Source organism: Romboutsia sp. LXY-2, from assembly GCF_056171995.1.
Genome location: NZ_JBKFGI010000012.1, coordinates 43,864 through 64,345, shown reverse-complemented (window position 1 = coordinate 64,345; position 20,482 = coordinate 43,864). Strand labels below are relative to the sequence as shown.

The window sequence follows — 20,482 nt, the reverse complement described above, 5'->3', positions numbered from 1 at the left end:
GGAGTCAGTTTTTTTATATTTAAGGTTAATAATATTTAACTAAGAGATTGTATTATAGTCTGAACATATTGATAACATAATTCTATTAATAAATCTATTGAACCTTTATAGATTCTTGATTTTGCAAGTGATACAGGCTCTTCATAAAGTAGTTCCCAATCAGTATCTGCAATAGAGGAGTAGCTTCCATATACTAACACATCGTTAGTATTAATTTTTGAATAGCTTCCAAATACATCGACACCTTCAATATTTTTATATTTATTAACATCAAAGATGCTGTTACTATACAAGCTGCTGGAATAAAAAATATTTCTTAAGTTAGAATAATCATCTTGAGGAATTTCTGTTAGTGTATATTGGTTAGAGTATAATATTTTTTCTTTATTTAATATTGTGATGATTTTTGAAGAATATATTTCATTAGATAATAATATATTTAGCAAATTATCTACAGAAACAACTCCAATAGAGTTATACCATTTATTTGTCTTATTATCTAATACTCTTCCACTTAAATAAAATACATACTGTCCATAATTATCATCATAGAATATATCTGATATACCTGTATTATTATATAGTTTATTACTATTTTTTATAGCTTGATTTGCATACTCAAGGTTAAAATTATCTTTGCTACTGTTAAAGTAAATATTATTTGAATCATCTAAAAGAAGAATATTTAGTATGTTACTATTAGTTTCTTGAGATCTATTTAAGAAAAACTTTAAATCTAAATCTTTGAATTCGGTGACAGCCCTATTAGAAGAGTAGAAATTCCCTTTTACCTCACTTACATAATAACTTATAAGCCTTTTATTAACTTGATTTGAAAGATCTAAATTGTTTTGAATATCATTATCTGTTTTTATTTTTCCTATAGATATTATTGAAGTGATAGAGATTAAAATTAAAATTATTAAATTAAAAATTGATGCATACTTCTTATAAAATGTAAGTATCGAACAAGACTTAATATATGATTTTGTCTTACAAAAGATACTATTATTTTGGTTTCCTTGCCTAAAACCATTATCTTCATTTTTAGTATTAGATTTTTTATTTTTAAGTCTTAAATTAAGATTATTATAAAGTGGTTCTAGTAATTTTGAAGTAGCTAATATAAGTGTAATAGAACTTATTAAAAATGAATTTATATTACTCGAAGTATTAATAACTTCTTCTTCATTTATCTCAACTATTAATTTCCATCTATTTAAATTTAGAGTAATATGATAGCCATATACATATTCATCTCTATAATCAAGATAGGCTTTCTTTTCAAAACCATCTAATGAATTATCTAGAATTCGATTTTCTTTCAAAGTAACAGGTGATTTGCTAATATCTGCATACTTTAATCCAGTAAGAACCTTACCTGTAGAGTCTATAATATAAGATTCACCAGTTGATAATATAGAAACATTCTTCATAGCTGAATCTATGCGCTCAAATGATTCAACTTGCCACATTAATCCTACTAATTTACTATTATCAAAAACCGGAATTAAGATGTCAATTACATTATCATTATAAAGTTCACTAAATCTAATATTTTGAACGCTAGGTTCAAGTATTGACTCTGGTCTTAAATTACCAAAAACTGATTGGAAGGAGGTGTATCCTTCATAGTTTTCGGTTAGTAAATTACCTTTTAAATCAAAAAATACGACATCATATATTTTAATATTGTTATTAAAAGACAAGATATGCATTAGGTCATCTTTATATAATTTTCCGGTTTCAATAATGTTTGGATAAGTAGATACTCTAGCTGCATTTTCAATACTTTGATTTATTAAAAATTCAAAAATTGATTTTTGTTTTTGAGCAACTTCTTGCAAAGTTACACCAATATTTGCAGTAGATGCTAGTGTGATTATTTGAGTAGAAATATAAATTGATACAGCAATAGCAACTATATAAGGGTAAAATTTACTTTTTGATTTTTTTTCATACAAACATTATCACCACCCTCTAATTTAATATATGACTTTTACGATTAAATGTACCTAATACATATTTTTAAAAATCACAATGAAAAATTAAATTTGAGTATTCAATTATAAAAAAGTACCCATAGATTAACCAGGATAGTATATCTATAGGTACTTTTTTATATTTTAAGGATTTAGGATATTAATTGATTAGAATATCTGATTTTCAGAGTTAACTTAAATTTTATTTTTTTTCACAATCAGTATTTTTTGGATGAGAAATTCCTTTTTTTACTTCTATACTACCAACTATTAATAAGAAAATACCAAATATTTTTCTAAGATGTTCTGATGAAATATAGTTTGCAACAAAAGAACCTGCAATAGCTCCTAATACTCCAAATAAAGCAATAGGAAGAACTAATTCTTTAACTACGCTTTTTGACTTAATATGAATTATTAAAGCAAATATAGTCATAGGTATAGATGAAAGTAAATTTATACTTTGAGCAATTTTAGGGTCAATACTTGTAAATAATATAAGAGCAGGTATTAGTATAGTTCCGCCACCCATACCCATTCCACCAATTATTCCTGAAAAAAATCCAAGTATAACATAAAACATTAAAACACCATCCTTAATGCAGCTATAATCATTATTAATCCAAAGGAAATTCTTAGAAACTTTCCAGTGAGCTTACACAACAGTTTAGCACCAACTATACCACCAACTATGCTACCAGCAGCTACTTTAAGTGTTAAATTAACATCATATGTACCTCTAGAGACATAAACAACTGAACTTGCAGATGTTAAGAATACAATTATTGCAAGAGCCGTTGCATGAGATTTATGTTCCTCAACTTTAAGGATGTTGTTAAGTATGGGAACTAAAAGGGTACCTCCACCAGATCCAAAAACTCCATTGATAAATCCGGTAAAACAACCTATTATTGTATTTTTAAAATTAAGATTTAAATATTTTTTATTCATAGTTATCACCTTCTTACTTTAGTCTTTACACAAAGTAAGAAATATATTTATGTAGTAATTTGTTTAAAGAAATAAATGATTGTATATGATTAGTCTATAGACATAAGATTAGCCAAATTATGATATAATAAATCTATACAAAAAATGTAAAAAGCACGAGAGGAGAAAAATATGACTGATTTTAATCAAAAAATAGATAAGACAGTTGATTGGTTAAGGGAAAAGGTAAAAGAAGCTAATTGTAAAGGTTTAGTAGTAGGGGTTTCTGGTGGAATAGATTCTGCTGTTGTATGTTACCTAATCAAAAAAGCTTTTCCGGATGACTCTATGGGAGTTATTATGAGCATAAAGAGTAACCCAAAAGATAGAGATGATGCACTTAAGGTAATCAATGGTTGTGGGATAGAATATCTTGATTTAGATTTAACTGAACCTCAAGATGCTATATTAAATACAGTAGTAAATGGATTAAAAGAAAAGAACTTATATAAAGAAGACTATTTAAGAATATCTGATGCTAACTTAAGAGCAAGAGTTAGAATGAGTACTGTTTATACTGTTGCAAATAACTTAGGATACTTAGTTGTAGGTACAGATAATGCGGCTGAAATACATACAGGATACTTTACAAAGCACGGAGATGGTGGAGTTGACTTAGTTCCTCTTGCTAACATAACTAAAAGAGAAGTTTATGAATGGGCTAAGGCATTAGGAGTTCATGAAGATGTTATAAATAAAGCTCCTTCAGCAGGTCTTTGGGAAGGACAAACTGATGAAATAGAAATGGGAACTACATATGATATGATAGATGCGGTAGTTGAAGGAAGATTAGATGAAGTTCCACAAAAAGATCAAGAAATAATAGCTAGATTACACAGAATAAGTGAGCATAAAAGACATACTGCAGCAGCACCTCCTAAGTTCTAATTTACTAATTGGATGATTTATGCTAAAATTTACGGGTAATATTAAAACGTTAGATATATAATAATATAATCAATTATACGTATTAAGGAGTGGAATTATGGGACGTATAGGAAACATAATAAACAAAAAAGGTAAACAAGATGCTAAAAGAGCAAAAATATTCACTAAGCATGCTAGAGCAATAGCAGTTGCAGCTAAAGAAGGCGGAGGAAATCCAGAATACAATGCAGCTCTAAAAACAGCTATAGATAAAGCTAAGGCAGACAATATGCCTAATGATAATATAGATAGAGCAGTAGCTAAAGGAGCTGGAGCTGGAGCTAACGAAAACTATGAAACAATAGTTTACGAAGGATACGGACCAGGTGGAGTTGCTGTTATAGTTGAAACATTAACAGATAACAAAAACAGAACTGCTGGTAACGTAAGATACTACTTCGATAAGAATGGTGGTAACTTAGGAACTAGTGGATGTGTATCATTCATGTTCGATAACAAAGGACAAATATTAATAGAAGCTTCTGATGAAGTATCTGAAGATGAATTAATGGAAGTGGCTTTAGAAGCTGGTGCTGAAGACTTCATGGTAGAAGAAGATGGATATGAAGTAGTAACTGATCCTGCTGATTTTGCTGCAGTTAGAGATGAACTTAAAGCTAAAGGATATGAATTCATATCTGCAGACGTTAAGTTAATACCTCAAACTACTACTGAATTAACTGAAGAAGAACAATTAAAGTTCATGAACAGATTAGTTGACATGTTAGAAGATGACGATGATGTTCAAAATGTTTACCATAACTGGGAAATAGCTGAATAATAATTATTCATATACATAAGCCGTATTGATGTAAATCAATATGGCTTTTTTGCGTGTAAGAAAATAATAATAAATTAAAATAGAGTGTATCTAATTTTATGATTAAAAATAAAGAAGTACCAAATAAGAAAAAACTTAATTTCTTATTTGGTACTTTAAATTAATTACTATATGAAAATAGTGAATTATAGACTTCATTATCCATAAGTGCTTTCGCAACTAAAGCAGAAGATGAAGGATATGATTTGATAGGAGGCCATAGTAGGAATAGCTCTTTTTCGTACTCTTCAAAAGTATACTTTTCCCCTGCTAATATTTTTTCTGAAATAGATTTAGTAAAATCTCGTATTTGTAAAAAACATTCTAAGCTTAGCTCTTCAAAAATTGCTGCTTTATGCTGAGGTTGTTTTAAAAAAAGAATGCTTTGCTTAAATTCTAAAAACTCTATTCTATCATAAATTAACCTAATGTATGCACTCATAAAATCCCTCCTTTATATAGAGTATAGAGAATAATCTATAATATGTATAAAAATTGGAAAATGAGATAAAAATATAAGTGTATAAAATTACTAAAAATTACCTTAAATGTATAGAAAGTCCTACAATGGTGAAAATAATATGTAGAAGGAGGTTTTACTATGTTTGAAAAAAAAGAACCATTCCAATGGAAAATACCAGTATTAATCTTAGTAGGAGTACTTGTATTAAGTAGCGGAATGTACATAGGAGTCAAAACTAGAGATTTAGGAAAAGAAAAAAACAAAGCTAACGCAGAGGAAATAGTGAACAAAAATTCAAAAGAAGTATTTGAATTAATGGAGAGCTGTGAAATTTGGGTAGAAAAAAAATCAGAAGATGGAAGTTTAGTTGAAGGACAATCTATGATGATAGGTACAGTTCCAAAAGAACTATTAAATAAAAGTGAAGAAGAGATTAAAGCCTTCCTAACTGATAAATATCCAGAAAGAGATATAGAAAGCATCCAAAAAAGCAAGATAGTTTTATCAGAAAATGCAAAAGTAAATGACCCTTCTAAAGCTAGCAAGTATTCACTTGAAGATTGTGATGGATTTGTAGCCCTTTATAAATATGATGAAAGTGGAAATAAGTCTTTAATAGAAAAGACTCAAATACACGTATATGTTTTACCTAAAGCAGTTCAAAATGAGCTTAAGGAAGGTATATTAGTAGAAAGCGAAGAGGAAGCTTACTCTAAACTAGAGAATTTTGGAAGTTAAAGATATGAGACTATATATCATCAAACCAGGTGATATATAGTCTTTTTATTTCGAAGGTAACAAAAGGTTAAAATACCAATGCTTAATATGATATAATAATACAGAACATAAGTTTTATGGAAGGATAATAAAATTATGATAATATTAGGTATAGACCCAGGAATAGCAATAGTGGGTTACGGTATAGTGGAATATAAGAATAATAAATTTAAAGTAATAGATTATGGAGCAGTAACAACACCAGCTCATATGGATAATTTAAAAAGATTAGAGCTTGTATATAAAGGCATAGATTTATTAATAAAAAATTACAATATAGATGAAGTAGGAATAGAAGAACTATTCTTTAACAAAAATGTTAAGACAGCAATTACTGTTGCACAAGCGAGGGGGGTTACAATGCTTGCATGTGCTCACAATGGAAAACCAGTTTATGAATATACTCCACTTCAAGTTAAACAAGGTGTAGTAGGATATGGTAGAGCTCAAAAAGCCCAAGTACAGCAAATGGTAACTTCATTTTTAAATTTAAAATCAGTGCCAAAACCTGATGACGTGGCAGATGCCTTAGCAATAGCAATATGTCATGCACATGCAAATAAATTAGAAAAAACATTAAAGAATATAGGGGGCAAATATGTATAGTTATATAAAAGGAAGTATAGAAGAAATTCGTTTAGATAGCGTAGTAATAGAAAATAATAATATAGGATATAAAATAAATGTTTCATCAAATACTATAAAAGACTTACAATTAGGTAGTATGGCTAAAATATATACAAAGTTAATTGTAAGAGAAGATGATATGAGTCTTTGTGGCTTTTCAACTAGAGAAGAATTACAAATGTTTGAGCTACTTACATCAGTATCAAAAATAGGACCAAAGGTAGGTCTAGGTATATTATCTTTTGCATCACCAGGACAATTAGGAGCTTATATCTTAAGTGAAGATGTAGTTAAACTTTCTAAAGCACCTGGAGTAGGAAAAAAGACTGCAGAGAGAATAGTTCTTGAGCTAAAAGATAAGGTTGATAAAAATAATGTAGAGTTTGAGCCAACATTACTGTCACACGCTCCTATAGCAGTTTCTAAAGATGAGGCTGTAGATGCCTTAGTTGCACTTGGATATTCAAGTACAGAAGCCAAAGAAGCTGTAGAAGCATGTAAAAAAGATGGACTAAATACTGAAGATATAATAAAGAAATCATTAACTTATATAATGAGTAGATCATTAAGATAAATTTAATACAGTGAGCAAATTGTTAAAAAGATTTAATATAAGGGGGGAACATAAATGTTTGACTTTGAAGATGAAAACAGGATAATAACATCTACAATGCAAAATGAAGATGTTGATATAGAAAATAGTCTAAGACCTAAATCATTAGATGACTATTTAGGACAAGAAAAAGCAAAAGAACAGCTAAGTATATTTATAGAAGCGGCAAAAAGTAGAAATGAGCAGTTAGACCATGTATTATTATATGGACCACCAGGTTTAGGTAAAACTACTTTATCAAGTATAATTGCCAATGAAATGGGTGTTAACTTAAGAATAACTTCAGGTCCTGCGATAGAGAGAGCTGGAGATTTAGCTGCAATACTTACTAACTTAAATGAAAATGATGTTTTATTTATAGATGAAATACACAGAATAAATAGAAGTGTAGAAGAAGTTTTATATCCAGCTATGGAAGATTTTTGTTTGGATATAATAATAGGTAAAGGACCTTCTGCTAGAAGTATAAGACTTGATTTACCTAAATTTACTTTAATAGGAGCAACAACTAGAGCTGGAATGCTGACTAACCCTCTTAGAGATAGATTTGGTGTTATATGTAAGCTTGATTATTATACAGAAGAAGAACTTGCACAAATAGTAATGAGATCTGCTGTTATATTAGGAACTGAAATACAAGCAGGTGGAGCATTACAAATAGCTAAGCGTTCAAGAGGAACACCAAGAATAGCAAATAGACTATTAAAAAGAGTAAGAGACTATGCTCAAGTTAGAGCAGATGGAAATATTACTGATCAGGTAGCAAGTGATGCACTAGAACTTTTAGGTGTAGATAGCTTGGGACTAGATGATGTAGATGAAAAATTATTACGTACTATAATTGAGAAGTTTAGAGGTGGCCCTGTAGGATTAGATACTATAGCTGCATCTACTGGTGAAGATAGAAATACAATAGAAGATGTTTATGAGCCATACTTACTTCAATTAGGTTTTATCAATAGAGGTCCTAGAGGAAGAAGTGCAATGCCTCGTGCATATGAACATTTAAACATACCTTATCCACAAAAATAGACAAATATACACGAAATATGCAACAAGAAATATACTTTTTATAGAAAAGTTGTGTGTTTTTTGCTATTATGGTAGTTGTATAATTTTTGCAGAAAGGAAGTTCCAACATTGAAGACAAGCGACTTTTACTTTGATTTACCAGAAGAATTAATCGCTCAAGTTCCCGTATTAGATAGATCTAGCTCTAAGCTAATGGTTCTTGATAGAGAAACAGGAAATATTGAGCACAAAATATTTAAAAATGTAATTGATTACTTAAATCCAGGAGACTGTTTAGTCCTAAATAATACTAGAGTAATACCTGCTAGATTAATAGGAGAAAAGGTTGATACTGGAGGTAAAATAGAGTTCTTATTACTTAAAAGAACAGAAGAAGATACTTGGCAAGCTTTAGTTAAGCCAGGAAAGAGAGCAAAAATAGGAACCAAATTCTCTTTTGGAAATGGAAAACTTATAGGAGAAGTAGTAGGGTTAGCAGAAGAAGGTTCTAGACTGATCAAATTCCACTATGAAGGAATATTTGAAGAAGTATTAGATGAACTAGGAAATATGCCACTACCTCCATATATAACAGAAAGATTAGAGGAAAGAGAAAGATATCAAACTGTTTACTCTAAACATAGTGGTTCTGCGGCTGCACCTACAGCAGGATTACACTTTACTGAAGAATTACTGAAAGCTATAAAAGATAAAGGTGTAGACATTGCCTTTGTAACTTTACATGTAGGTCTTGGAACATTTAGACCAGTTAAAGTAGATGATGTATTAGAACATGAGATGCATTCAGAATATTATATGGTTAGTAAAGAAGCAGCTGAGAAGATAAACAAAGCTAAGGAAAATGGAAATAGAGTAATATGTGTTGGAACTACAAGTTGTAGAACTGTAGAATCTGCTAGTGATGAAGATGGAAAAATAAAAGAAACTAGTGGATGGACAAATATATTTATATATCCAGGATATAAGTTTAAAATAGTAGATAGACTTATAACTAACTTCCATTTACCAGAATCAACATTAATAATGTTAGTAAGTGCTCTTTCATCAAAAGAAAGTGTACTAAACGCATATAATACAGCGGTAAAAGAGAAATATAGATTCTTCAGTTTTGGAGATGCGATGATAATTAAATAGGGGGGCGTATGAAAAATATAGATAAAAATAACCTATCATTGAGAATTGCTTATGTATTTGAATATATATTAGCGATGGTTGTTTTACTTGCAGTTTTTTTAGGAACAATAGATGTTTTAAGGATGATATGGAGTGCATATATAGTAGACTTCCAAAATCCAGTTCAATATAGTCAATTAAATGATATGTTAGGTCAAATACTACTTTTAGTTATAGGAGTAGAGCTTGTAGTAATGCTTTCGCTTCATATACCAGGAGCATTATTAGAGGTATTACTTTATGCTATAGCTAGAAAAATGTTATTATTACCTAAGAGTGAAGGTATGGGAGATGTGTTACTAGGTGTAATTGCAATAGCAGGATTATTTGCAATAAGAAAATATCTATTAACTAATGATAATAGTAATTTAAATGTAACAAGTATACATTATGATGATTCGGAAGAAATCGAAGAAACATCTAAGATAGAAGAAGAAACAAGTGCGACTAAACATTAAAACTAAGGAGAAATAAAAATGCATGCAGTTAGATATGAACTTATAAAAACTTGTAAGCAAAGTGGTGCTAGATTAGGTAGACTTCATACTCCACATGGAGTTATAGAAACACCTATATTCATGCCTGTTGGAACTCAAGCAACAGTTAAATCTATGACACCAGAAGAGTTAAAAGAAATAGGATCTCAAATAATATTAAGTAATACTTATCACTTATATATGAGACCAGGACATGACCTTGTAAAAGAAGCTGGTGGATTACACAAGTTCATGAATTGGGATAAGCCAATACTTACAGATAGTGGTGGATTCCAAGTGTTCAGTCTTGGACCACTTAGAAAGATAACAGAAGAAGGAGTTCATTTTAGATCTCATATAGATGGTTCTAAGCATTTTATAAGCCCGGAAAAAGCTATGGAAATACAAAATGCTCTAGGTTCAGATATAATGATGGCATTTGATGAATGTGCTCCATACCCAGCAGATAGAGAATACGTTAAAAATTCTTTAGAAAGAACTACAAGATGGTTAAAGAGATGTAAAGAAGCTCACAAAAATACAGAAAACCAAGCATTATTCGGAATAATACAAGGTGGAATGTACAAAGACTTAAGAGAGCAATCTGCTAAAGAAATCCTAGAATTAGATTTACCAGGATATGCAGTAGGTGGACTTAGCGTTGGTGAACCAAAAGACTTAATGTATGAAGTATTAGATTATACAGTACCTTTAATGCCTGAAGATAAGCCAAGATACTTAATGGGTGTTGGTAGCCCTGATGATTTATTAGAAGGTGTTATAAGAGGAATAGATATGTTTGACTGTGTTCTTCCAACTCGTATAGCTAGAAATGGTACAGCTATGACAAGTGTTGGTAAGGTAGTTGTTAGAAATGCAAAATATGCAAGAGATTTTACACCACTTGATCCTGAGTGTGATTGCTACTGCTGTAAGAACTACACAAGAGCATATATAAGACATTTAGTTAAAGCTAATGAAATATTAGCATCAAGACTTATAACTACACATAACTTACATTTCTTATTAAAATTAATGGAACAAGTAAGGGAAGCTATAATGGAAGATAGATTATTAGACTTCAAAGATGAATTCTTTACAAAGTATGGATATAAATTATAGGATTGTACTATTAATTACATTTATTTTAATATATAATAATTGGTGTAAAGAAATTTATTATTAAATTTAACAAAGGAGTGAATAAAATGCCAGGAGGAACATCATTAATAACAGTAATAATAATGTATGCTGCTATATTTGCTGTATTCTATTTCTTATTCATAAGACCACAAAAGAAGAAAGAGCAAAAGCTAAAAGATATGAGAGAATCATTAACAGTTGGTGATAAAGTAACTACTGTTGGTGGAATAATAGCAAATGTTGCTAAAATAGAAGAAGACTTCGTAGTATTAGAGTTAGGTCCTAACAGAACTAAAGTGCCATTTGAAAAGTGGGCTATAGCTACAGTTGAATCTAAAACTGAAGATGTTGAATAATTAGGAATTTTAATACCCCCTTCGGAATATAATTATTTTGAGAGGGGGTATTTTTATGGAAAAAACAAATCATGTTTTAAAAGGTTTAGGATATGCTTACATAATCACATTGGCTATTTTGCTAATCTACAATTTACTACTTACTTTTACGAGTGTTTCGGGACAATCAATCGCAATGGCTACTGCATTTATAACTACACTATCGTCTGCTTTTGGAGGTTTTTATGCAGCGAAGCACATAAAAGAAAAAGGTCTTTTATATGGTCTTTTAGTTGGATTTATTTACATAGTATGCCTTATATTAGTAGTATTTTTAGCAAAGGACACATTCAATTTCGAAGTTGGTGTACTATATAAGGTACTGTTAACATGCCTATCTGGTGGTATCGGTGGAGTGCTAGGTGTGAACTTTAAATAAAGTTCCAAATATGGTAAATATGTGATATAATCAATAGGTATTAATTAGAAATAGGAGGTAGTCAAAATGGAAAAAAAGCATGTAAAAACTTTATCTAAAGCTACTTTAAAAGAGAGTGCTGCTAAAGGTGGATGTGGAGAATGTCAAACATCTTGCCAATCAGCTTGTAAAACTTCTTGCACAGTTGCAAACCAAGAGTGCGAAAGATAGTAAGATACAATTAAGCTTTAACGGCGGCTTCGCTGGGGGTGTGGCTCCGGGAATATATTAAATTGCATATAGACCCATGCAAGCCAAGTTCGGGCTTGCGAATGGGTTCTATATTGCAATTTATTTCGTTCCCTCCGCCTACACCCTGGGCTAAGCCTATCCGTTAGGCTTTAATTTGGACTTACTTTAGAAATGATATATGGGAGATGACACTTTGTGTCATCTCTTTTTGTTTTAGAAATATTTTGATAAGAAAAGATTTATATAATAATGATTAAAGGATTATATAAACAAGATACAGAAGTATATATCTTTGGATTTAGAAATATGTTATATGTGTAGGAGTATAGCTTTGATAAATTCTAGGTATTTTAGTAAGTGAATTTATCAAAGCTATATTTAATAAGAATATAAGAATTGGGGGATTGTATTGGATAGTGTAGGTGTTGATAAGAAAAATAAGCTTTGGAATAAGAATTTTTTCTTGTTATGGCAAGGTCAGTTAGTTTCTTGCTTGGGGGATGCTTTTTATTCTATTGCATTAGGGTTTTGGGTTTTAGATAAGACTGGATCATCTACTGTAATGGGGATATTGATGGCTGCAGTTAGCATTCCGAGGCTTGTTATTGGTCCTTTTGCAGGTGTTATTGTAGATAGGTTTGATAGGAAAAAGCTTATACTTTTAGGGGATTTTATTAGAGGTATAGGGATGTTGTTTGTTGGATATGCCGCATTCAATAATTTCTTAAAAGTGTGGATGGTAATAGTAGTTGGTATTATTTGTGGAGTGTGTTCTGCTTTTTTTAACCCTGCGATGAGTTCGGTTATACCCGATTTGGTTTCTAGTGATAATATTGTAAGGGCTAATTCAGCACAGCAAATATCAACTTCAACAACTAGTATGATAGGAACTATGGGTGGCGGTTTTATTTATTCTGCTATTGGTGCAGGGGCTATGTTTTTATTTAATGGAATAAGTTATATATTATCTACTATAAGTGAGGTATTTATTGATGTACCTAAGGTAGAGAGAAAAAATACAGAGATAACTTTAAGAGAAGATTTTAAAGAAGGGCTAAAATTTACTTTTAGATTTAGAGGATTGGTAATATTATTAGGTATTGCCCTTGGTTTAAACTTTTTCTTTGCTATATTTTCTATTTTGATGAAACCTTGGTTTAATATGGATCCAAACTTAGGTGTAGCTAAGTTTGGTGTTATAACAGCTTTTGAAAGTGTTGGAATAATATTAGCGAGTATTATTCTTACAAATATAAAGATAAAACCAGAAAATAGAGCAAAAACAATGTTATCAGCTCTACTTTTACAAAGTATATTTTTCTTTTTAGGAGTAGTTATTAATAGATTTTATATTATGTGTATATGCTTCTTCATAGCATGCTTCTTTAATACTGTATCTAATACTGTGAGTACATCAGCTATTATGCTTACTGTACCTCAGGATATGAGAGGAAAGGTTATGTCGATAACCATGACATGTTGTATGGCAATACACCCTATAGGAACTTTAATTGGTGGAGTTTTAGGTGATGTATTTTATCCAAGAACTGTCATGATTATATGTTTCGTTATTTGTATTTTAGGTACGATACCTATATTCTTTAGTAGTAGTACCAAAAAGGTTTTAAATTACAATCCCAAAACCCAAAATCTAGAGGATATAATGAGATAATTAAATCGCTGTTAGTATGTTTGATGAGGTTAAGGCATAAAAATCTAGTTATTTAGAGGATTGTATAGCATATATGTATAAATTAGTATGATGTGCATTTGTGAGTTATACTAAGCAAACAAGGGGGATAAAAAGCTTATGATTCATGGAAAGAATATTGTAATTAGGCAGCTTGAGTTAGGTGATGAGGAATATTTATATAAATGGTGGAATAATGAAATTTTGATGGAACATGCTACTCATGTTTTTGGAGTTCTTCAGAGTCAAGATGCTATAAAGATTAATATACTGAAGGATGTTGAAGATACTACCATGTTTCCATCTAGTAAAAGATTTATTATCTGTAAAAAAGATGGATTAAGGCCAGTTGGTGAGATAAATTATAGTGATTGGGATAAGAGGAACCAAAAGGCTGAGTTAGGAATAAAGATATGTGAGCTTGATGATCAAGGGAAGGGATACGGGTTAGATTCACTGTATCATTTTATAGATTTTATGTTTAGATTTTTAAATTTAAATAAAATCGAATTAACTACAATGATTGATAATAAAAGAGCTAAAGAATTGTATAAAAAACTTGGGTTTAAAGAAATAGGTAAAATAAGAGATGCTTATTATGACAGTAGGTATGGTGAATTTTCTGATGCTGTTTATATGGATTTATTAAGAAGAGAATGGGAAGCAGAAAAGCTGAAAATTAACCTGTAAAACTAAATATAAGTATTAAAAATATAAAAGGATATCCTAACATTTTTGTTAAGATATCCTTTTATATTTTTTAGATTGTTATAAGTGTTAAAGAAATCACTATGATATAATTGTTAATTGAGGCATTAAAGGTTTATAATATAAAATTGAGTAATAAAATTAGGAGGGATATTATTGAATAGACAGAGTAATATAGTAATTGCTCTTTGTATTATATTATTTTTTAGTTTTTTAAGAATAGAAAGTCTTTCAAGTGAAATAAGTGATTTAAAAAATGATTTGAATGAAATAAAATCTAATGTAGAGGGAATATATAGCAAAATATCGGAGGAAGAAGAATCTAACAAATTAGTAAGTGCAAGTAGCTTTAGCATAGGAAATATTGATAATTTAAAATTTACAACTACGCTTGATATAAAAATAGAGTTAAACAGATTAGATAAAAATAGCTACCCTGTGCTTGCTTATAAAGATACTAATGCAAAAGAGTGGATAGAGGTAGAACTAGAAGCCAAAGATGGATTGTCATATGAAGGTAGTATGGTACTAGAACAAGCTAAGAGCTATGAGTATAAAATACTAACTAAGGGAGACGTTCAAGAAAGTTCTAATATACAGGTTATAGATGAATTTGAATACACTGGTGCACTTGATAATTGGAGCTGTGAATTTTCTAATGGAGAAGGTTATGCTGTTAGTGTATATGATCCTTATACAAATAATTTTGTTAAAAGTGATGACTTTTTAATAAAAAACTTGTACGTAGAAGTACAATATGAAAATAGTACTAAGAAATATGAGCTAGAAAAAGACTCAAGATTAAATTCTTACAATTTGGAATTGAAGAAAAAAGATTTAATCTTTGATAAATATAAAATACATTTAGTTGCAGAATATAATAATGGATTAGTAAAAAAATACACTATTGATGAAAAAATGTAAATCAGGTGTAGGAAGATAGGTACATTATTATGAGTTTAGAAATTGTGGAATATGTTAATAAATCTATAGATAATAAAAAAGATTTTACAGTTAGGGAAAATAGTGATGGAAAGTTATTTGTACCTACAAGTGGTTATGTGGTAAGTATAACACCATTAATAAATATAGGTATGGATGAAACCCAGATGCTTAAATTTATACTAGAGACTAAGTACATTAAAATCGAAGGGAAAGACTATTATCTATATTTAGGTGGATGGTTTGAAAAAGATAAAGATAAGCTAAATTATGATATATCAGTAGTAATAGAAAGCAAAAAAGAAGCTATAGAAGTAGGGAGATACTGCAATCAAATAGCTATTTATGATTTATTACATAAACAAACTATATTTATATAAAAATTAAGGGGGAAATCATGAGAGTAGATGTATGTCCACTATGTGGAAGTAATGAAATAGGAGAAGGAAAGCAAATGGGTCATGGAAGAGTATATCCAGCAGACAATTTATTAATGACATTTGGTTCAAATGTTATTCACTATATTTGTACAGATTGTGGATATATTATTGCATCAAGAGTAGAAAAACCTGAGAAGTTTAAGTAAATATGTTGATAACTTATAGAGGTATTTTAAGGATAAAATCTTAAAATATCTCTTTTTGTATGTAATGAAATTTTGACGACATGAATTGATATGCAGACATAGTTGCTCAGGCGAATCGAATTTTTAATTTTGTAATTGTAAGAAAATCGTAAGAATTAGATTAATATTTTGTAATAATTGTATTTTATTATATGAGTAAATAAGTAATTAGCTAGATGACAAGTGGTAGATTATGAAAAATCGAGGAGGTATTGTATAATGATTTAGTGCTAAATGATAGGGGAGAGAGGGAACGTAAAAAATGTATAATATATTAGTAGTTGATGATGACAAAGAGATAGTAGAATCTATAGATATATTTCTTAGAAATGAAGGACTTAAGGTTTACAAGGCTTACAATGGTATGGAAGCTTTGGAGGTATTAGTTAAAAATGAAATACACTTAATCTTAATGGACATTATGATGCCAAAACTAGATGGAATAAAAGCAACTATAAAAATTAGGGAAGAAAAAAATATACCGATTATTTTGGTTTCAGCTAAAAGTGAGGACACAGACAAAATAATAGGTTTAAATGTTGGGGCGGATGATTATATTACAAAGCCATTTAATTTATTAGAGCTTATTGCAAGGGTAAAGTCAAACCTTAGAAGATATGTAGATTTAGGTAATTATAAAAATCATGATAATGAAAGTAATAATATTTTAAAAAGTGGGGGACTATCCCTTAACTTATCAACAAAAGAAGTATATGTCGATGGAGAGATTGTGAAAGTAACGCCTATAGAATTTAAAATTCTTAATTTGTTATTAGCAAATAGGGGAAGAGTTTTCTCAATAGATGAAATTTATGAAAAAGTTTGGAAAGAAGATAGCTTTAATGCTGAAAATACAGTGGCAGTACATATAAGAAGAAGAAGAGAGAAAATTGAAATAAATCCAAAGGAACCTAGATACTTGAAGGTGGTATGGGGAATTGGATATAAGATTGAAAAATTATAGGTAGCAAAAGATTATATAAGAGGTGAATATATTTGAAAAATAATAAGGGAATTAAGTTTGTATTTTTAATACTAGCAATAATGAGTTTATCAATAATAATAGCAAGTATCCCAGCCACATTTGGGATGGCAAACCAAAGTAATGGTGTAGTAAGTAGTTATATGCATGAAGATAAAAAGATAATAGAAGATGATTTTTATAAAAGTAAGGCATTTGATGAAGCAACTATAAGACCATTGGTATTTCAATTAACTAAATCAGTTCAAAGTACTGAAGGCTTAGATGAAGAAACTAAAAAAGGTTTTGAAGAAGAAATTGAGACTGTAAAAAGAGATCTTAGCGATTATAAGAATATGAAGTTTATGGTAATAAATAATGAAACTGGAGTATATTACACAAACACTGAAAATAAAGATAAAAATGAGTTCATTAAAAAGGATAAAGGATATTATTTTTTACAAATAAAATCAAAAGATTATTATACTGAGTATACAAAAACAATAAATGATAAGGTTTATGAAAACACTAATGTAAATTCTAATATAGGGGATTTAGTGCAAGTTGGAGATTGTGAAATATACATATCAATACCTTACAAGTTAGTTGGTGGTGATAATATTTATTGGAATAGCAATCAATTTAATAGAGATGTGCAAAAGTTTAAGGCAATAGCTTTATTAGATATTGTTTCTCTAATTGTTTTTGTGATTTCTGTGGTTATATTTAAAAAAATTAATGTTAATTTACTAGATAAAGACAGTAAAATTATGAATCTGTATAACAAAATACCTATAGAAATAGTTTTAGGTTTATTGCTACCAGTAATATATATATATATAATAAGTTTTAGTATTTATTGGTTTGATTTCGAATTGTTAGCTGTAAACTCTATGGCAACATTTATACTAATTTTTATGGCTTATATAATTATAAAACAAATAAAAAACATGGATAAAGGATCAGGCTTAGTAAAAATAATAATAGGATTATGGATAATATGCTTATTATTAAATGTTTTGGTGTTACTATTAGGTATAAATATAATGGCAATATTCATATTAACTATATTTACATTAATTATAATTGCATACCTGATTATAAAACATATGGAAAGCATGGATAAAGCTTCAGATTTAATAAAGTTAAGCATAACTGTAAGATTAATAAAGTTACTTAGTAATGGGATTTTCAAATTAAGAAAATCAACTAAAAAAATTCCTTTAATTAAAAGAATAATATATTTATTAATAATTTGCGTAGGGATAAATTTTGTAGCTTTATTTGGATTGTATATGTATGCTAGAGATTATTGGGGATGGTATTTTAGCCCTGGCTGGGTAATATTTATAGGTGCTGTTTTTACAATTATTTTAACATTATTTGCATATTACATAATAAAAAAATTAGTATACCTAAATGAGATAATGGAAGGTACAAAGCGTATTAAAGATGGAGAACTAGACTATAAAATAGGGATTAAGGGCAATGATAATTTTACAATCTTAGCTGAAGATATCAACAATATAGGTGAAGGTCTTGATAACTCTATAGAAAATCAGTTAAGAAGTGAGAGAATGAAGTCAGAGCTTATTACAAATGTTTCTCACGATTTAAAGACGCCTCTAACTTCTATAATAAATTATGTAGAGCTAATAAAAAAAGAAGACAATATAGAGCCAGAACATGTAAAAGACTATGTAAATGTTCTTGATGCTAAGTCAAAAAGGTTGAAAGTCTTAATAGAAGATTTATTTGAGGCAAGTAAAGTAAGTAGTGGTACTATGGAGTTAAATATGGAAAAAATAGATTTGGGCCAATTAATTAGACAAAGTATTGGAGAGATAGAAGAGAAAATATCAGCATCAAAATTAGACATTAGGCTAAGTTTACCAGAAGAAAAAGTATTCATTAAAGCAGATGGTAAAAGACTATATAGGGTATTAGAAAATGTAATTTCTAATGTTGTTAAGTACTCTTTGGAAAATACAAGGGTATATATTGATTTAATAGTTGAAAATGACAAGGTTAAGCTAACTACTAAAAATATATCATCATATGAGCTAAACTTTAATCCTGAGGAGATTATGGAGAGGTTTAAAAGAGGGGATGAAGCTAGAAATACGGAAGGCAGTGGATTAGGATTAGCTATAGCTAGAGATTTAGTTAGAATTCAAGGCGGTGACTTTAATATTGAAATTGATGGAGATTTATTCAAGTCAATTGTAGAATTTAATATAGAAAAGTAGCCATTACTAAAAATTAAAAAAAACAGGTTATATCGTAACAGCGAATATAGCCTGTTTTTTTACGTGTAAGGAAACTACTATAGCTTAGATAATTATATTTTACACATGTATAAAATTAAAAATATATATTAATTTATTTATACTATGACACTTTTGGAGGAATGTGGATACTATATAGATATACGATATATCGATAGACGATAGATTGTTATTCGATAGATTGTATGGCGATAGAACGCAAGGTGATATAAATAGTATTTAATATAAAAATATTGAAGGAGATTAAAAATGAGTGAAAAGATGATACAAAAATATATACCACTGACAGAGGCAACCTACTATATCCTACTATCTATGATTGAGCCAATTCATGGATATAAGATAATGCAAAATGTAGATGAAATGACGTCGGGAAAGGTTAAGTTAGGACCAGGAACTTTATATGGTGCAACTAGCAAGTTAGTGAAAGATGGGCTAATAGAACAGGTAGTGACAGAAGATGAAAGAAGAAAGAGTTATAAGTTAACGCAATTAGGAAAAGAAATATTGAAGCTAGAATACGAAAGATTAAAGCTGCAAGTTAGAGATGGAAAGTCAATTCTAGAAAATTTGGAGGATTAATATATGAGTGGATATAAGAAGATATTTAAATTTTTCTTAGCAGGTCAAGAAGAGAATGAAACTAATTGGTTATCACAAATGTCTAAGGATGGATATCATTTAGTTAATGTTAAATTTTGTATGTATTATATATTTAAAAAAGGTGATCCGAAAAACTACACTTATTGTATTGATATGAAAGAAGATAGCAATATAGATGAAGAATATAAGTTAATGTACTCGGATGTTGGATTAGAGTATGTAGATACCTCTAATGGATATTATTATTTTAGAGGAGAAGAAGGAGTAGATACCTTAGCTATAATAAGTAATGAACAAGGTAGAACAATGGGAAGATTAGGTGTTCAAAAGCGATTACTAACTATTGTTGGTATTATGAACTTGATAATATTTGGCATAAATTACGCACAGTTTTTACGAATGCATTATCCGTATGCTTGGACCTCATATGTAAACTTAGCTTGTAGTTTATTAACCTTAGGATTAGCTGTTAAGATTCAATTAAAAATTAAAGATATGAGGAAGTCGGGCGTAAAAGAACATTATAAAAGTAAAATTAAAGACTATAGTAGATTTTATACATTGTCAGCAATGTGCGTTATATTAATAGTTTTATACAGTATAATAAGCTTTTTTGATATATTTATGCACTAAAAAT

Annotated in this window: 25 protein-coding genes; 21 read left to right on the top strand and 4 right to left on the bottom strand. The window is 29.3% G+C overall.

The genetic code is table 11. The features are described 5' to 3' along the window. Positions 1-35 precede the first annotated feature (35 nt). The 3 genes from ACI48P_RS17420 to ACI48P_RS17410 form a co-directional block, all read right to left on the bottom strand. A complete protein-coding gene (locus ACI48P_RS17420) occupies positions 36-1,964 on the bottom strand; it encodes a hypothetical protein (protein ID WP_475218094.1) in 1,929 nt (642 codons plus the stop codon). Positions 1,965-2,184: 220 nt separating this feature from the next. Further along, positions 2,185-2,565: a sulfite exporter TauE/SafE family protein gene (locus tag ACI48P_RS17415; protein ID WP_475218092.1), complete on the bottom strand. Its 381-nt coding sequence runs from the start codon at positions 2,563-2,565 to the stop codon at positions 2,185-2,187. Further along, entirely contained in the window at positions 2,565-2,933 is a 369-nt protein-coding gene (locus ACI48P_RS17410; protein ID WP_475218090.1) for a sulfite exporter TauE/SafE family protein, read from the bottom strand. The genes ACI48P_RS17415 and ACI48P_RS17410 overlap by 1 nt, the downstream gene beginning before the upstream one ends. A gap of 171 nt (positions 2,934-3,104) precedes the next feature. On the opposite strand from ACI48P_RS17410, the gene nadE reads away from it, so the two are divergent. Continuing rightward, positions 3,105-3,860, top strand: a complete 756-nt coding sequence (gene nadE, locus ACI48P_RS17405; protein WP_475218088.1) for an NAD(+) synthase — start codon at positions 3,105-3,107, stop codon at positions 3,858-3,860. Positions 3,861-3,957: 97 nt separating this feature from the next. Next, positions 3,958-4,680 (top strand): YebC/PmpR family DNA-binding transcriptional regulator, encoded by a 723-nt coding sequence (locus ACI48P_RS17400; protein ID WP_475218086.1) that lies wholly within the window; start codon positions 3,958-3,960, stop codon positions 4,678-4,680. Positions 4,681-4,840: 160 nt separating this feature from the next. On the opposite strand, the gene ACI48P_RS17395 is transcribed toward ACI48P_RS17400, so the two are convergent. Then, positions 4,841-5,161 carry a hypothetical protein gene (locus ACI48P_RS17395; protein ID WP_475218084.1) on the bottom strand — a complete coding sequence of 107 codons (321 nt, stop codon included), beginning with the start codon at positions 5,159-5,161 and terminating at the stop codon, positions 4,841-4,843. A gap of 159 nt (positions 5,162-5,320) precedes the next feature. Here ACI48P_RS17395 and ACI48P_RS17390 point away from each other — a divergent pair, with 159 nt between their 5' ends. The 19 genes from ACI48P_RS17390 to ACI48P_RS17300 all read left to right on the top strand — a co-directional run bounded on the left by ACI48P_RS17390 (position 5,321) and on the right by ACI48P_RS17300 (position 20,478). Continuing rightward, on the top strand, positions 5,321-5,920 hold the full coding sequence (locus ACI48P_RS17390) for a hypothetical protein (RefSeq protein WP_475218082.1): 600 nt from the start codon (positions 5,321-5,323) through the stop codon (positions 5,918-5,920). A 135-nt stretch (positions 5,921-6,055) separates the two neighbouring features. Further along, entirely contained in the window at positions 6,056-6,565 is a 510-nt protein-coding gene (ruvC, locus tag ACI48P_RS17385) for a crossover junction endodeoxyribonuclease RuvC (protein ID WP_475218080.1), read from the top strand. Next, a complete protein-coding gene (gene ruvA, locus ACI48P_RS17380; protein WP_475218078.1) occupies positions 6,558-7,160 on the top strand; it encodes a Holliday junction branch migration protein RuvA in 603 nt (200 codons plus the stop codon). Before ruvC ends, ruvA begins: the two co-directional genes overlap by 8 nt. A gap of 54 nt (positions 7,161-7,214) precedes the next feature. Next, positions 7,215-8,231 carry a Holliday junction branch migration DNA helicase RuvB gene (ruvB, locus tag ACI48P_RS17375; RefSeq protein ID WP_475218076.1) on the top strand — a complete coding sequence of 339 codons (1,017 nt, stop codon included), beginning with the start codon at positions 7,215-7,217 and terminating at the stop codon, positions 8,229-8,231. Between the two features lie 108 nt (positions 8,232-8,339). After that, on the top strand, positions 8,340-9,365 hold the full coding sequence (gene queA, locus ACI48P_RS17370; RefSeq protein WP_475218074.1) for a tRNA preQ1(34) S-adenosylmethionine ribosyltransferase-isomerase QueA: 1,026 nt from the start codon (positions 8,340-8,342) through the stop codon (positions 9,363-9,365). A gap of 8 nt (positions 9,366-9,373) precedes the next feature. After that, positions 9,374-9,862: a phosphate-starvation-inducible PsiE family protein gene (locus ACI48P_RS17365; protein WP_475218072.1), complete on the top strand. Its 489-nt coding sequence runs from the start codon at positions 9,374-9,376 to the stop codon at positions 9,860-9,862. 18 nt (positions 9,863-9,880) lie between these two features. Next, positions 9,881-11,002 carry a tRNA guanosine(34) transglycosylase Tgt gene (tgt, locus tag ACI48P_RS17360; RefSeq protein ID WP_475218070.1) on the top strand — a complete coding sequence of 374 codons (1,122 nt, stop codon included), beginning with the start codon at positions 9,881-9,883 and terminating at the stop codon, positions 11,000-11,002. Positions 11,003-11,088: 86 nt separating this feature from the next. Continuing rightward, positions 11,089-11,379 carry a preprotein translocase subunit YajC gene (gene yajC, locus ACI48P_RS17355; protein ID WP_475218068.1) on the top strand — a complete coding sequence of 97 codons (291 nt, stop codon included), beginning with the start codon at positions 11,089-11,091 and terminating at the stop codon, positions 11,377-11,379. 55 nt (positions 11,380-11,434) lie between these two features. Further along, complete coding sequence (locus tag ACI48P_RS17350; protein WP_475218066.1) at positions 11,435-11,797, top strand: TIGR04086 family membrane protein; 363 nt, start codon at positions 11,435-11,437, stop codon at positions 11,795-11,797. 66 nt (positions 11,798-11,863) lie between these two features. Then, positions 11,864-12,007, top strand: a complete 144-nt coding sequence (gene scfA / locus ACI48P_RS17345; protein ID WP_007789995.1) for a six-cysteine ranthipeptide SCIFF — start codon at positions 11,864-11,866, stop codon at positions 12,005-12,007. A 430-nt stretch (positions 12,008-12,437) separates the two neighbouring features. Beyond that, positions 12,438-13,700, top strand: coding sequence for an MFS transporter (locus tag ACI48P_RS17340; RefSeq protein WP_475218063.1), 1,263 nt, complete (start codon positions 12,438-12,440; stop codon positions 13,698-13,700). A gap of 138 nt (positions 13,701-13,838) precedes the next feature. Further along, positions 13,839-14,408, top strand: a complete 570-nt coding sequence (locus tag ACI48P_RS17335; RefSeq protein ID WP_475218061.1) for a GNAT family N-acetyltransferase — start codon at positions 13,839-13,841, stop codon at positions 14,406-14,408. 174 nt (positions 14,409-14,582) lie between these two features. Beyond that, positions 14,583-15,350 carry a hypothetical protein gene (locus tag ACI48P_RS17330; protein WP_475218060.1) on the top strand — a complete coding sequence of 256 codons (768 nt, stop codon included), beginning with the start codon at positions 14,583-14,585 and terminating at the stop codon, positions 15,348-15,350. A 29-nt stretch (positions 15,351-15,379) separates the two neighbouring features. Continuing rightward, positions 15,380-15,748 (top strand): hypothetical protein, encoded by a 369-nt coding sequence (locus ACI48P_RS17325; RefSeq protein ID WP_475218058.1) that lies wholly within the window; start codon positions 15,380-15,382, stop codon positions 15,746-15,748. Between the two features lie 17 nt (positions 15,749-15,765). Continuing rightward, a complete protein-coding gene (locus ACI48P_RS17320) occupies positions 15,766-15,954 on the top strand; it encodes a hypothetical protein (protein ID WP_475218056.1) in 189 nt (62 codons plus the stop codon). 301 nt (positions 15,955-16,255) lie between these two features. Continuing rightward, on the top strand, positions 16,256-16,957 hold the full coding sequence (locus ACI48P_RS17315; RefSeq protein ID WP_475218054.1) for a response regulator transcription factor: 702 nt from the start codon (positions 16,256-16,258) through the stop codon (positions 16,955-16,957). A gap of 32 nt (positions 16,958-16,989) precedes the next feature. Next, a complete protein-coding gene (locus tag ACI48P_RS17310; RefSeq protein ID WP_475218052.1) occupies positions 16,990-19,203 on the top strand; it encodes a sensor histidine kinase in 2,214 nt (737 codons plus the stop codon). Between the two features lie 288 nt (positions 19,204-19,491). Beyond that, positions 19,492-19,824, top strand: a complete 333-nt coding sequence (locus ACI48P_RS17305) for a PadR family transcriptional regulator (protein ID WP_475218050.1) — start codon at positions 19,492-19,494, stop codon at positions 19,822-19,824. Between the two features lie 3 nt (positions 19,825-19,827). Continuing rightward, positions 19,828-20,478 (top strand): DUF2812 domain-containing protein, encoded by a 651-nt coding sequence (locus ACI48P_RS17300; protein WP_475218048.1) that lies wholly within the window; start codon positions 19,828-19,830, stop codon positions 20,476-20,478. Positions 20,479-20,482 lie beyond the last annotated feature (4 nt).

Bases quoted from the DNA above. Each gene is read 5' to 3' on its own strand.
- ACI48P_RS17320 (WP_475218056.1), top strand. From the start codon at position 15,766: ATGAGAGTAGATGTATGTCCACTATGTGGAAGTAATGAAATAGGAGAA.
- ACI48P_RS17325 (WP_475218058.1), top strand. From the start codon at position 15,380: ATGAGTTTAGAAATTGTGGAATATGTTAATAAATCTATAGATAATAAA.
- ACI48P_RS17415 (WP_475218092.1), bottom strand. From the start codon at position 2,565: ATGTTTTATGTTATACTTGGATTTTTTTCAGGAATAATTGGTGGAATG.
- yajC (WP_475218068.1), top strand. From the start codon at position 11,089: ATGCCAGGAGGAACATCATTAATAACAGTAATAATAATGTATGCTGCT.
- ACI48P_RS17400 (WP_475218086.1), top strand. From the start codon at position 3,958: ATGGGACGTATAGGAAACATAATAAACAAAAAAGGTAAACAAGATGCT.
- ruvB (WP_475218076.1), top strand. From the start codon at position 7,215: ATGTTTGACTTTGAAGATGAAAACAGGATAATAACATCTACAATGCAA.
- ACI48P_RS17350 (WP_475218066.1), top strand. From the start codon at position 11,435: ATGGAAAAAACAAATCATGTTTTAAAAGGTTTAGGATATGCTTACATA.
- ruvA (WP_475218078.1), top strand. From the start codon at position 6,558: ATGTATAGTTATATAAAAGGAAGTATAGAAGAAATTCGTTTAGATAGC.
- tgt (WP_475218070.1), top strand. From the start codon at position 9,881: ATGCATGCAGTTAGATATGAACTTATAAAAACTTGTAAGCAAAGTGGT.
- ACI48P_RS17300 (WP_475218048.1), top strand. From the start codon at position 19,828: ATGAGTGGATATAAGAAGATATTTAAATTTTTCTTAGCAGGTCAAGAA.
- ACI48P_RS17335 (WP_475218061.1), top strand. From the start codon at position 13,839: ATGATTCATGGAAAGAATATTGTAATTAGGCAGCTTGAGTTAGGTGAT.
- ruvC (WP_475218080.1), top strand. From the start codon at position 6,056: ATGATAATATTAGGTATAGACCCAGGAATAGCAATAGTGGGTTACGGT.
- ACI48P_RS17365 (WP_475218072.1), top strand. From the start codon at position 9,374: ATGAAAAATATAGATAAAAATAACCTATCATTGAGAATTGCTTATGTA.
- ACI48P_RS17305 (WP_475218050.1), top strand. From the start codon at position 19,492: ATGAGTGAAAAGATGATACAAAAATATATACCACTGACAGAGGCAACC.
- ACI48P_RS17410 (WP_475218090.1), bottom strand. From the start codon at position 2,933: ATGAATAAAAAATATTTAAATCTTAATTTTAAAAATACAATAATAGGT.
- ACI48P_RS17315 (WP_475218054.1), top strand. From the start codon at position 16,256: ATGTATAATATATTAGTAGTTGATGATGACAAAGAGATAGTAGAATCT.
- ACI48P_RS17395 (WP_475218084.1), bottom strand. From the start codon at position 5,161: ATGAGTGCATACATTAGGTTAATTTATGATAGAATAGAGTTTTTAGAA.
- nadE (WP_475218088.1), top strand. From the start codon at position 3,105: ATGACTGATTTTAATCAAAAAATAGATAAGACAGTTGATTGGTTAAGG.
- scfA (WP_007789995.1), top strand. From the start codon at position 11,864: ATGGAAAAAAAGCATGTAAAAACTTTATCTAAAGCTACTTTAAAAGAG.
- ACI48P_RS17390 (WP_475218082.1), top strand. From the start codon at position 5,321: ATGTTTGAAAAAAAAGAACCATTCCAATGGAAAATACCAGTATTAATC.